The 12,621-nt window shown below is 46.8% G+C and carries 9 protein-coding genes, 2 tRNA genes and 2 pseudogenes; 10 read left to right on the top strand and 3 right to left on the bottom strand.

Features of this window, described 5'->3' with window-relative positions:
- The first annotated feature begins 603 nt into the window (after positions 1-603).
- A tRNA-Cys gene (locus tag JK223_RS00115) sits at positions 604-677 on the top strand.
- 5 nt (positions 678-682) lie between these two features.
- Positions 683-769, top strand: a tRNA-Leu gene (locus JK223_RS00120).
- Positions 770-898: 129 nt separating this feature from the next.
- Here JK223_RS00120 and JK223_RS00125 read toward each other — a convergent pair.
- Positions 899-1,138: pseudogene (locus tag JK223_RS00125) on the bottom strand (tyrosine-type recombinase/integrase); the annotation flags it as partial.
- A 237-nt stretch (positions 1,139-1,375) separates the two neighbouring features.
- On the opposite strand from JK223_RS00125, the gene JK223_RS00130 reads away from it, so the two are divergent.
- From JK223_RS00130 to JK223_RS00155, 6 genes and pseudogenes are all read left to right on the top strand, one after another.
- Entirely contained in the window at positions 1,376-1,516 is a 141-nt protein-coding gene (locus tag JK223_RS00130; RefSeq protein WP_212712199.1) for a hypothetical protein, read from the top strand.
- 179 nt (positions 1,517-1,695) lie between these two features.
- Complete coding sequence (locus JK223_RS00135; protein ID WP_212712200.1) at positions 1,696-3,726, top strand: hypothetical protein; 2,031 nt, start codon at positions 1,696-1,698, stop codon at positions 3,724-3,726.
- Complete coding sequence (locus JK223_RS00140) at positions 3,726-4,589, top strand: OmpA family protein (protein ID WP_212712201.1); 864 nt, start codon at positions 3,726-3,728, stop codon at positions 4,587-4,589. Before JK223_RS00135 ends, JK223_RS00140 begins: the two co-directional genes overlap by 1 nt.
- On the top strand, positions 4,586-5,926 hold the full coding sequence (locus JK223_RS00145) for an EH signature domain-containing protein (protein ID WP_212712202.1): 1,341 nt from the start codon (positions 4,586-4,588) through the stop codon (positions 5,924-5,926). Before JK223_RS00140 ends, JK223_RS00145 begins: the two co-directional genes overlap by 4 nt.
- Complete coding sequence (locus JK223_RS00150; RefSeq protein ID WP_212712203.1) at positions 5,923-9,030, top strand: DEAD/DEAH box helicase; 3,108 nt, start codon at positions 5,923-5,925, stop codon at positions 9,028-9,030. The genes JK223_RS00145 and JK223_RS00150 overlap by 4 nt, the downstream gene beginning before the upstream one ends.
- A 126-nt stretch (positions 9,031-9,156) precedes the next feature.
- Positions 9,157-9,405: pseudogene (locus JK223_RS00155) on the top strand (transposase); the annotation flags it as partial.
- Positions 9,406-9,414: 9 nt separating this feature from the next.
- Here the strand turns inward: JK223_RS00155 and JK223_RS00160 are convergent.
- On the bottom strand, positions 9,415-10,566 hold the full coding sequence (locus JK223_RS00160; RefSeq protein WP_212712204.1) for an IS30 family transposase: 1,152 nt from the start codon (positions 10,564-10,566) through the stop codon (positions 9,415-9,417).
- A 129-nt stretch (positions 10,567-10,695) separates the two neighbouring features.
- Positions 10,696-11,067, bottom strand: a complete 372-nt coding sequence (locus JK223_RS00165; protein ID WP_212712205.1) for a DUF4406 domain-containing protein — start codon at positions 11,065-11,067, stop codon at positions 10,696-10,698.
- Positions 11,068-11,823: 756 nt separating this feature from the next.
- On the opposite strand from JK223_RS00165, the gene JK223_RS16825 reads away from it, so the two are divergent.
- Positions 11,824-12,207, top strand: a complete 384-nt coding sequence (locus JK223_RS16825) for a toxin co-regulated pilus biosynthesis Q family protein (RefSeq protein ID WP_212712206.1) — start codon at positions 11,824-11,826, stop codon at positions 12,205-12,207.
- A gap of 10 nt (positions 12,208-12,217) precedes the next feature.
- Positions 12,218-12,619, top strand: coding sequence for a type IV pilus biogenesis protein PilM (locus JK223_RS00175; RefSeq protein WP_212712207.1), 402 nt, complete (start codon positions 12,218-12,220; stop codon positions 12,617-12,619).
- Positions 12,620-12,621: the final 2 nt, after the last annotated feature.

The raw sequence follows: 12,621 nt of genomic DNA on the forward strand, positions 1-12,621 counted from the left end.
GCCCGTATACGCGGTCCGAAGGGCTTAAGTGCAGCACTGCCGGGTCCGGCAATGGCGTTTTGTTCCGTATTAAGGCGGCACGGGTTAAGGTGCTTTCATTGGCTCAGTGGGATGAAAAGTTATATCTTGCAGACTGACGGAACAGATCTCCGTAACGCACTAAATATACGCGGCAGATTTTCACAGACAGGCTTCTTTGTCCGGTGCACTGGTTATCCTCCGCAGAGCAGGGAAGTAAAGCCAGACCGGGAAGCAGATTTACCGTCCGAAATCAGAGTGCATCAGGGCAATGCAGACGGAATATTTGAATTTTTATTCATTTAAATCAGTCTGTTAGTGATGATAATTTAAACATCTTAGCGTGATTGTGTTCGCTGACTGAACAGTTTGCTGAATTTTCAGTCATTCGGTCGGTTTTATTGGAAAAAATAGGGGATAGCTCTTGCCAAGGGCGGGGAACCAGTCCATAATAGCCGCCATTCCGGAGACGAAAGAGATATTAAGTCTTTCGGAATCAATAAGTTAAGCAGGTGTTTTCCACCGGAATTAACAAAGAATAAGAAGAACAACATATTTTAAGATGTTGTAATTCAAAGAATTAAAGGCGCGTTGGCAGAGTGGCCATGCAGCGGATTGCAAATCCGCCTACCTCGGTTCGACTCCGGGACGCGCCTCCAGATTTGCCCGGGTGGTGAAATCGGTAGACACAAGGGATTTAAAATCCCTCGGCTGTAAGGCTGTGCGGGTTCAAGTCCCGCCCCGGGCACCACCGATTATAATGAACAAAAATAAGCACTTATGTGCAATGTCGTTTAACCGCCGTCAGGCGGTTTTTTGTTTTCTGCGATCCGCAGTGGCGATGAAATGGCGATATAATGGCGATATAACAATAAAAAGGCTATCTACTCTCCTTCTTTGAAAGACTGTCAAATGGGTTCAAAATAGTAGCAGCATCCAGGTGATTTGGTGCAAAGTGTGCATAACGCATCGTCATCATTATCGTGCTGTGTCCTGATATCTGTTGCAGCACCAGAATATTTCCCCCTCGCATCATAAAATGGCTGGCAAAGGTATGCTGCAAGACATGCGTTCTCTGTCCTTTTGGTAACCCGATACCGGCTTTTTTTAACACAGATTTCAAACTTTCTTAAGCCGGAGAGCTAGGAAAAATCAGGTCAGTCGCTGAGGGTAGCGTTTAGACCTTACGGTGATGTCACGATGAATTACGTCTTAAGAAAATCAGTGCCTTTATCCCTCCATGGAGGACAGGTTACTTCCCTGTTCATTACGTAGACCTCAACGTGTTGTTGCAAAGCAGCGACTGAGCGGGAGCATATCCCGTGGTAACGGACAACAGATTACAATCGGTGCGGTCATGGCCAGGGTAAAACAGTTGTTCGTTGATTCGCTTATACTGCGTGAGTACTCCAGCCCGGTTGCAGAGGCTCTGGCCATGATACCCGCACTGAATAAAATGGCGAAGGCCGGGATACAGGGAAAAGGGCAAACTGACTGAAAATCGGACCCGCTTCGGGGGTCCTTAAAACTGATGCGTTTTTTACTTCGGCAATTAGGTATGCAATTAAACCCTGTCGCCTTCATATGGGGGGATTTGTGCACCTTTAATGTTCATAAATCTGAAAAAAACCGATACCATTAAGATTATTCCTATCAACGTAATCTATCAGGTATTAAATGGACTTCTTACTTTATCCCGGCGTTGTTGTTCGTAATGCTATTCTGTGGTTAGCCTCGCTACTGATAAATCCCGCGGCACCGGGTTGGGTTACCATAACACTGGTGGTAACACTGGTTATATGTCTTATTCGCTGGCGTAATATAATGAATAAGAGAAAAAAAGCCCTGGATGCGGTTATCACGGCCATTGATAGCAGAACTGACAATATTTCCGACCAGCTTCTGGCACTGGATAACCAGTTCAATCAGGAAAGCAGCAGTGCACAACAGACAAGTATCAGACAGGCTTGGTTTGAATATCGTGAAACCATGCTGTCAGTAGGTAACGGAGAAAATCTACAGATCCATAATACTGTCAGACCTCAGCAGTTTTTTAACCTGGAAGATCTTCACTTTGGTGCTGGTGGTTGGAAAGTTGTGCCAGGCATGTTTGTCAGTGTTGGATTATTTCTTACTTTTCTCGGATTGATTTCTGCCTTGAATTCCATGAGCACTTCTCTCGGAAACGGCGGTAGTGCAGCGTTAGAAGGATTACTTACTATTGCCTCAGCGAAATTTATTATGTCGCTGATGGGGCTTTTCTGTTCTATTATTTTTACTATCGTGCAGCGTCGTGACCTGAGCGCCGTAGACGTTAGAGTCTTCCGGCTGAATTCTTTACTTGAAAAACGTCTCTCCTATATTTCTCTGGAATATATTGCGCAACAGCAACTTGAAGCCACCATTGAAAGCCGTGAACATTTTCGTTTACTGGGTATGGAGATGGTCGCAGAGTTAGGTCGTCCGTTACGTGAAGATCTTCCGAAAGTCATCTCAGAATCGATCAGTCAGGCTATTACGCCGGTTATAGAACAAGTCAGTCGCCTGGGGAATGATGGGGTAGGCGAAATGGTAGAAAGCCTATCAACTCGCTTCTCAAATGATGTGGGGCAGGCTTTAACACAGGCCAGCGATCGTATCTCTTTAGCCGGTGATCAGATCCGTATGCTGGCTGAGCGGATGGATCAAAGTTCAGGTCGGATGGGCGATGAGATGGAGCAAGTTATCTCCCGGTTAGGGCAGGCCGTAGAATCTTTAACTGAAGGTATGGCCTCTTCTGCCGGTCAGGCCAGGGAATTGCTGACGCAGGGGACAGAAAGTCTTCTCAGCACCATGAATATTACTTTACAGGGTATCAAAGATAATACCAGTGATGGAGCAAACGCTATGCGGGAAGCTGCTGAAGGGATGAAAATGGCAGCCGTGGGAATTCGTGAAGAGTTAGAAACTGCAGCCCGACAAGGTTCCGAAGCCGCCCGGTTACAATTCAAAACGACCACAACGGAAAGCCAACAGGCAATTTCGCTATCTACCCGCGACATTATTCAGTCGATTGATCAAGCCGCTAATTCTATCCATCAAACTACCCACCAGGTATCACAGAAAGCGAGTGAACAGTTGCTGATCCCCCTGGATGAAATCGCCCATAAACTGAAGGATGTAGTAAAGTTGGTCAGTGAAAGCGGAACCCAGTTACGTCGTTCATCCGAAGGCATTAAAGAGGGGGCGCAGGCAACGGAACAGGCCTCCAGAGCCTTCCAAGAAAGTAGTCAGAGCCTGGTTACTGCGGCAGATCCGGTGCGAGCCATGGTAGAGCGTATTGAGAATATGACCCGCCAACTCCGTGACAGTACTGAAAATCAACTCAGTACTATCGCTTATTCTGCAAAAGCCAATGCGGAAAGTTCTGCCGTGGCACTCAAGTCCGCACAGGAAACCCTGGGAGGGCAGCATAAAGCCATCGAATCGACATTGTTGAGTCTGCAGTCGGTGATCAATTCCTTAAAAGGGCAGGGCCAGCGGCTGGAGGATATCGATATTACTTTAGGTAAGGCCTTTGAAAGTTATCAGCAACAAGTACAGCTCTCCGTAGATACTCTTTCTGCTCATGTCAAAAATATGCAGGACGGTCTGACTCCCGCCCTTGACACTATGCGTGAGGTGGTTGAGCAGGCCGAAGAGTTTATGCCGAAACAGAGACGTAACTAATGCGTAATCATGGCCCGCGTAAAAGAGAGCACGAAGAACAGGAATCTGTATTTGTCTCTATGACAGATATGACGGTGAGTTTTCTTTTTATCGTCATGGTATTACTGGCATTTTTTGCCAGCCGTTATAACGATAAAAATACTGTACCAAAGCAAACGTATGAGACTGCGGTGAATACCCGCGATAGTAAAATTAAAAGTCTGGAGGCGGAGATTAAGCGTCTTAAGCAGCCAAATCCGCTGGAAAAATATTTATCAGAAGCTGATGCGGCGCGATTAGCGTTACTTTATGAGTTGCGCGACCGTCTTAAAGGCAGTTATCCGGATTTGCCGGTAAATGTGATACCGCAGGAAGGTATATTACGTTTTCAGGGTGATGGTTTATTTGCGAGTAACAGTGCCACCTTCACAGATAAAAAACGGCAAATCGTCGAAGCGCTGGCGAAGAATTTAGACAGTGTGTTGCCATGCTATACCTTTTCACATCAGCATTCAGGATGGAGCAGGCAATGTAACCCTTCCTATGCGGTGATTGAATCAGTACAGATTGAGGGCCACACTGACTCTCAAGGAGACGCTTTGTATAACCTGACACTGTCAACAAATCGTGCGATAAATACTTTTACGACCATGAATACCACTGCACCGGATTTACTGACCCGACAAAATCTTAATCATCAGCCGGTACTTTCTGTCGCAGGATATGGAGATATGCGCCCGGTAGCCCCTAATGACACCGCACAAAACAGAGCCACTAACCGTCGTATAGATTTACGTATAGTAATGCATACACCAGCTAATGAAGAAGAAATCAATACAATTCGTCAGCAGTTGAGCGGGGTTATGCAGGAAGCCAAACCATGAGCCTGGCGTTAAGTGAATTATTACTCCACCCAAAAAAAATATCCGCAAAGGCAGTTGTCGAATCCTCTGCATTAAAACAGAGTATCCGGCAGGTACATCTTCGCTGGCCAGATATCGACATCAGCAGCAATGATAAAGACCAGCAGTCTGTTTTACAGGAAATTCTCGGCTATGTTGTTCACTGGGAATGGCGTAACGTCAGTATGTCGCTGGTCTGTGAAGGAGCACGCTATCTTTTTTCTGACAGATTTGTCCGTTTGCCACTATTCGAACCTTTAAGGCAATTTTATTTAAAAGAGCTCGAGAGCAACAGGTCGACGATTTTTTTGTCGACTATGTTTAAAGCCTATCTGGAAAGTTACCAGCCGGGAAGCGAACATACCTTGGCATTACTGAGGGGATTACAGCAGCAGCAGAGCTATCTACCCGGTCGCTGGCAGATGTTAATAGGTAATATCCCTGAGATTCTGGAAGCTAATCATGCTCACCGTTTGATTGCTGACAGAATGGTGCCTATGTTGCGTCCATATCAGGAACTAAGCAGCCAGGGACTGAGTTCGCGCAGTGGTACGGGATTGATGAGCTTAGTCTTTAGAGCTTACATCGATAAGATTGCAGATAAACTGACTGAGCCACAATGGATAGAGGCGCTTTTCGAGTGGCTGAAGCCTGAAGGTAAGGAGCGTCTCGAAACCGGGGCCGAATATGCCCTTAATGCGCTACTCAGCCATTGGTATTATCAGCAACCTGATGAGCACTTTGCGACTCAGCTCACAGAAAAGCTGACTGCCTTGTACGGTGATCCTCGCACCCGAACCGGGGGCGTCTGGGGGCGAGTGGATGACAAAACCCGTCAGGTTATTATTCGCTGGCTAACGCGTGAGGATATGTCGTTCTTTATGGATGTAGTCTCATCGGTTGAGAGTAGTCATATGTGGGCGCCGCGCCGTAAATTCTGGATGGATCTCTATAAACAAGGGAAAATCAATGCGGCATGGGTTGCTTTCAGCAGTGAGGCTTATTCCCGGGCTAAGGAGATTAAGTCTGCGGGGGGAGCCATTAGTGAGCTCAATTTTGGAGAGCAATCAGCTACCCATTCATCCCGTAAAAATACTTCTCTGCTCATAATGCAGATTGGTCACTGTACGGTGGTTGAGGGCTCTCACAACTATAAAGTCCACTTCTTCAAAGAAACGGCTAAAAATGGCCCGCAACTTTTTCTCAGTCAGTATGACTGTGAAGATATCCGATGTTCCGCGGATATTTATGATGCCATTACTCATACCCCTAATAGCTGGCAAGGAAAAGTCCTTGAAATACTGGATTACATCGCATGAGTTTACATCCTGAAGTTACCCCACAGACCGTTATTCTCACCCTTAATCCTGAAAAGCGATCCTTTGTACAGCGGGTGTTAAGAAAACAGCTCCCCGCTTCTCTGGGCGATATCCGCCAAAAGGATCGATACCTGGCGTTTGCCATTGCTGACCTGAAAGCACTGTCTGAAGAACACCAACAGCCGGTATCTGTCACTGAAAATCAAATTGTGATCCCCCATGAACTGGTGTCACGGCTGGACAGTCATTCTGCTCAGGTGCTTGGCTTGCCTCCGTTAGTTGATTTAACCCTTAAAACTGACATCGAAGGAGCGCTGGGACATCCTACGTTCAAATTACGGTATGAATGGTTGAAAAATGGACAGCGGCAGATAACACAGCGTACCGGCGCGATCCTTTCTACGTCTCAGGGCTTGCGTCGATTACCGGTATGGATGGTTGAGGCATTGAACGTAGTTGAAAACTTCAAAACAGGAGGCGGCGACGCCGGGGATTGGGCTGCGATGGCGCATTTCCGGCAGGCTCTCGATCCCGGGGTTGAAATGAGTCAGGATACTCATTCAGCCCGGCTTTCGATGAGTGATTTTCTGCAAGGGCTACAAATTAATCTTGCCGATAGTTTCTCTTTAGCCGCTACTCATCATGGCGATAGTAGCGATTTCGAGGTTGTCCCCTTTGCACAAAAGAATTTGCGGGAAAAACTGACTCAGGGCGGAGACATTCAGGAAAATGATGCAGAGCTAGGTGGACAGGCACTAGAACGTTTTCAGAAACGCTGCCGTATGCAGGGGGCGCTGCCAGCCTATCGGGTGGGTGAAGGTCACTTCCTGGTGGTGGATCCTGGTGCTGTTCCCGTCCTGCAGGTTATGACAGAAAAACAGCGGGCACCTGCCGCCGAGAGAAAGGCTTTTATCGAAAATCCCCGTCCGGAAATCAATGCTGCCATAGAAAAATATCTTGATAGCCAGGGCCGACTGGCGGGACTTGACGACATATCCAGGGACGCATTGATTGAAGCTATGGCTGATCCCGTGATAGTTGAAACCGATGAATACTCGGCCCGGGTGATCGGTCTTAAACAATATAGTAAACCCAGTGATTACCCTGAGACATTCGACAGTAGCCGCTGGTTACCGGAAGAGATCCCGCAAGGGATCGCCGCAATGATTGAACCTTTAGACACCGACAGCCTGAAGGAGATACAAGCCAGCATTGTAAGTGCCCTGAAGTCTGGAGAGCCAGAAGTTCCGTTGGGTGATATGACGTTACCTGTGACTCCGGCGCTCTGTGATGCCATCGCTAAGCGGATTACGTTGTTGGGCGACACTGCCGCCGGCGGTAATGACCCGCTCACCCTTCATCCCCTAAATCAGGCAACGATTATCCTTGATACTCGCGATAACTTTGAAGAGGTCAACTGGTGTCCGGAGCAGGCCCCCCGGATCCCCCATATTCAGGGCACAATCCCTTCGGGTATCAGGACGGCGTTACGTTCACACCAGCTGGAAAGTTTTCATCATCAGCTCAACTCCTGGCAATCAGGAATGCCAGGTATCCTGAATGCTGATGAACAGGGGCTGGGCAAGACTCTACAAACAATCACCTTTTTACGTTGGTTACAGGATAACGCCCGGCAGCATGGTGGGATATCAGGTCCGGTGTTGATTGTGGCACCAACTTCCTTATTGGAAAACTGGAACAAAGAGGTGACCGATCATTGTGACATTGATGGCCTGGGCACATTATTGCCGTTATATGGCAGTGCGTTGTCGCGGTACAAATATCACGATGGTCAGGGTGTCGAGACCCTTTCCGGGGAGCAGCGTTTGGACCTCAATCGTCTTCAGACAGCTATCAGGGAAGCTAAGGGTCATCGTTTCTGGTTACTGACCACCTACACGACTTTAACTAATTATCAACACTCCTTTGCCCGTATCCAGTTCGCTGCTGTGGTCTTTGATGAAATCCAGGCACTGAAGAATCCGGTGTCCCTTAGAGCGATGGCGGCACGTGCTATCAATGCGGAGTATCGGATTGGTTTGACAGGGACACCGATAGAAAACAGCACCGGAGATTTATGGGCTGTGATGGACCAAATTACTCCTGGCTATCTGGGGAGTCGTTTAAAATATACGGCTCAATATCAGGAGCCAACGACTGAAACTATGCAGGAATTATATCAACGGGTTTTTATGGCCAGTGGCAGCCAGCCGGCACTGGCTTTCCGGCGTTTAAAAGATCAGGTAGCCAAAGATCTTCCGGTCAAAACACGCTATCTGCATCCTCATCTGATGCCTGAAGGGCAAATGGTTGCCTATGATAATGCCCGTGTGAAACTTAAATCAGGGGCTCCTGGCGCAGCACTGAAAATGTTGCAACATATTCGCGGTGTTTCAGTGCATCCCGCCCTGGACATGGATGCAGAAGATGAAGCCTTTATCAGTGCCTCTGCACGTTTAAGTGCGTGTTTTGATATTCTGCGGGAGATACAAAATAAACAGGAACGGGTTTTAGTCTTTATTGAACATCGCAAGATGCAATACCGTTTTATTGAATTGGTGAAGCAACTGTTTGGTATGGAAGACGTCGATCTTATCAACGGCGACACACCCATAAAAAAACGCCAGCAAATCGTCAATCGCTTCCAGAGACATCTGCAACAGGATTTCGGATTTGATTTACTGGTATTAGGTCCAAAAGCGGCCGGCACCGGATTGACGCTGACCGCCGCCACGCATGTTATTCATCTTTCCCGCTGGTGGAACCCGGCTGTCGAAGAGCAGTGTAATGATCGAGTCCACCGTATTGGTCAGACTAAACCTGTGACAGTGCATATTCCGATAGCCATACACAGTGGCTATCAGGAAAACTCTTTTGACTGTCTGTTACAAAGTCTGATGGCGCGCAAGCGTCATCTTGCGCAGTCTGCACTCTGGCCGATGGGGGAAACGATGGCTGACCTCTCCTCGTTACAGGCAGGGTTACAAACCGCTGAAAACCACTCCGATAGCAATATTGTTGAAGTAACAATGCAAAAAATGTTTTCACGAGATCAACAAAAAGGGGTGGAGCGGCTATCAGGCAGTTGTTGGAAGATAAAATGAGGGGATAGCCGTATTGCTATCAACCTGCTGATTTAGTGTATATAGGTGTGTTCGGGAGACGACTGAATCGCCACGGGTTTAACAGACACCCCGGAGTCATTTAAGATGACTTAAAGAGAGGTGCCTATGAGCGGTAAACGTTATCCCGAAGAGTTTAAAATTGCAGCAGTCAAACAGGTTATTGATCGCGGTCATTCTGTTTCCAGCGTTGCAACACGTCTCGATATCACCACCCACAGCCTTTACGCCTGGATAAAGAAGTACGGTCCGGACTCATCCACTAATAAAGAACAGTCAGATGCTCAGGCCGAGATCCGCCGACTCCAGAAGGAGTTGAAGCGGGTTACTGACAAACGGGACATATTAAAAAAAGCCGCTGTAGATTCAATCTTTCAACGCAACACCTCTTTCAATTATCTCTTTCGGTGTTTTGAACTTCAGTGTCTTTCTTGGTCTGTTGTTTAGCTGAGCTGCAACCTGATCCAGCTCATGTTGAGTATATTGGGCAAGGCATGTCTTTTTGGGAAAGTACTGTCTAATTAGCCCATTAGTATTCTCGTTTGTTCCCCGCTGCCAGGGACTCTGAGGATCGCAGAAGTAAACTTTAACCCCAGTGCTGACAGTAAATTCTAGATGCCTGGCCAGCTCCATCCCTCTGTCCCATGTCAGTGATTGCCGGAGTTCAGGCGGCAAGCTCAGGAATTTGTCGGTAAGAGCCTGATTCACTGAGAAAGAATCTTTTCCCCTGAGCCTAAGGATGATCGTATAACGTGATTTTCGGTCTACAAGTGTGGCTATATGCGAGTTTTTTGTGCCTGATACTAAATCGCCTTCCCAGTGCCCCAGAGAACGTCTGTTATCGATATGCCGGGAGCGTTCGTGAATTGGCGTTCCGTTTACTATGTTGATCGTACCTCTTTCACCTTTGCGGGTATGGCGTTTGCCATGACGAAGGCTATGCGACCGGCGCAGATGCTGTACATTCAGGTGGTGTAGCGCTTCACGGCTACGAAAGTACAGCGTTTTATAAATTGTCTCAGGTGATATTCGCAGTGTTTTTTGACGCCCCTTCGTTCGCCTTAACCATCCTGATATTTGCTCAGGAGACCACTTCATCTCGAGTTTTTCCAGAACAAGCTCTCGCAACGGTAAATTCTGATCCAGTAAGCACGGTTTTGGTCTTTTCGCCATCCTGTTGGCCCGGTTATTAGCATCAACAGCTTTGTAATAGCGCCTGCCTCGATTACGCTGAACTTCACGTGAGATCGTCGAAGGACTACGATTTAGCGCCGTAGCTATCGCACGAATGCTCATTTTAGCTGACAAACCGGCTCGTATTTCTTCGCGTTCAGACAGCGTCAGGTGAGCTACAGCTCGCTTGCGCTCATTGGGTTTTATGCCGCCAGTATCTCTTAACATAGTGAAGATTGTTCCTGGTTTTGAACCCAGGATATTAGCTATTTCACTGAAGCCTGTTCCGTTCTTCCACATTTCAAAAACAGATGCTTTTTCCTTTGCTGTAAATGTTCGTTTCATTCAAAAATCCTCCGCAACCCCATGTTTTCACATGACTGTTGCGTTGACCAATTGAATCTACAGTTATCGATATGGCGTAAGGCCGCAACGCTGTTCGGGGATGATGATCCGGAAGGGTTTATTCTACTGTCAACATTTCTGGCGAATCTGGTACTGGCGGTAGCGGGCTATAAGTGGGTTGTGCGCTGCCTGGAAAAAAGGATGAACAAACCGGGCTGACTCCCGGTTTACGGTAAACCATCCGGCCGCTGTCACTGCTGCAGGGTAATGATGCCTTTGACGGCATCCAGCGACTGGCCGTAAAATATCAGCCTCAGCTCGTGTTCCTTTACTTGTATTCAGCAGATAGATGGCATCGGCCTGTTCCGGCATAGCCTGCGTCATTTTTATAGACTGGCCGTGCTGCAGCTCATCCGGGAAGACAGCAGCATTAAGGACAATAAAATTCGGATCGTCCAGTTGCTTCGCTGTGCAATGGAACTCATCGCCATTGTCCTCCATTGCAGCCTTTTGGCCACTGCGGCACAGAACTCGTTACGGATTTCGGCCCGCCTCCTGTTTTTGGCATTGCAGGGACACCGCATCGCATTGAACCAGAGTTTAGCTGCGTCACTGACAGATCTTAATCCGGCTGAATAACGGTTCAGGGATATTATCGGCTGTTATTTCCCTGCTACATCAGGTCAGAAATATAAATCTCTATTTACCCCGACTCACTGAAAAAATATCTATTCCTTAAAGAAAACCCTTCTCTGAATAAATAATCGCTATCCGGTGCTTACCGGAATTACATGATATCCCTGATAACAACAAGGAATAATCAATCATCAAAATTAAGATATCCCATGGAATATGATCCTGCTTTTAGCGGATTTATCGCTATTTTTTTGATGATAATTGTTAATCACATCGATCATTATTTTAAATGGTGGGGGGTGTATTATTCCAGGGATTGTCATGCAAATGTCATAAAGATGATTTAACAGAGCGTAAATATACTTTGATTGCAATTTATCCCGGAAGGAACCGTTAGAGGGCTAACAAAGTATTAAATTTTACATGAGGATCCTTTTTCGATCCTTACCTCTGAGTTGGTGTGATAATCTACAGCATATTAGTATAAATCACTTAATTTATGCTTGTAGTAAAGATTGCGTAAATTTCTGTTTGCTTAAGTAAATTCATCTCTTTATGATTAATCTTATTCGTTAGCAATTAGTGCTATTTAATAAATCTACCGGTAAGAGAAAATAATAGGTGACCAGGAAAAGTTTATTTTGGCTGGTGGTGTTATTTATATTTTCCAGGCAAGGGTTGGCAGCAGAAGGTTTTCTGTCACCCCCGACTGAACATTCACCGGCAAACCGTGCACCGCAGGTTTATGAAATATCTGCAGGCACAACGCTAAAGCAGGGCTTGCAGCAATGGTCAGCCACTACCGGATGCGATGTTACCGGAATTTATCACTGGCAAATGATCTGGGAAACTCAAGTCAATTATCAGGTGGATGCGCCCCTTATTTTCCATGGTGATTATCTGACAGCCATCACAAAAATAATTGATTTATATTCAGTGGCCCGTATTCCGCTGTACGCACATATTTATAGAAACCAATGTCTGGTGGTCATCGATACCCGTTGAGGGCTGTCTTATGTATTACTGGTTACTGTCATTTTTTATCGGGGGATTATTGTTTGCGGGCCTGTTCCCTGAGGCACAGACACAACAGCAAATTAACGATGAAAACTGCCAGCGCGAGGCGATGTTTTTTCTGAACAAAGCCGCAGAGTGGCAGCACTCTGACCACACTCAGCCTGTCAGCACCGGACCGGCTGAAATCCCGTTACATTTTGAACGACGGGAGAAACAGCATTATCTCTGGACGACTGAAAAGCCGGGACTGGCGGGGTGTCTGATGAAGGTTAGCGAACATAGCCGGTTATTTTATATTTTACGGGATCACCGCCTGTATGACATGGACGGTACTGCCGAAAATATAGAAATACCAGATGACATCACTGACGGCAGTATTCTCTATTATTACCAGGAATAAGA

Source organism: Tatumella sp. JGM118 (genome assembly GCF_018257515.1).
Classification (GTDB): domain Bacteria; phylum Pseudomonadota; class Gammaproteobacteria; order Enterobacterales; family Enterobacteriaceae; genus Tatumella; species Tatumella terrea.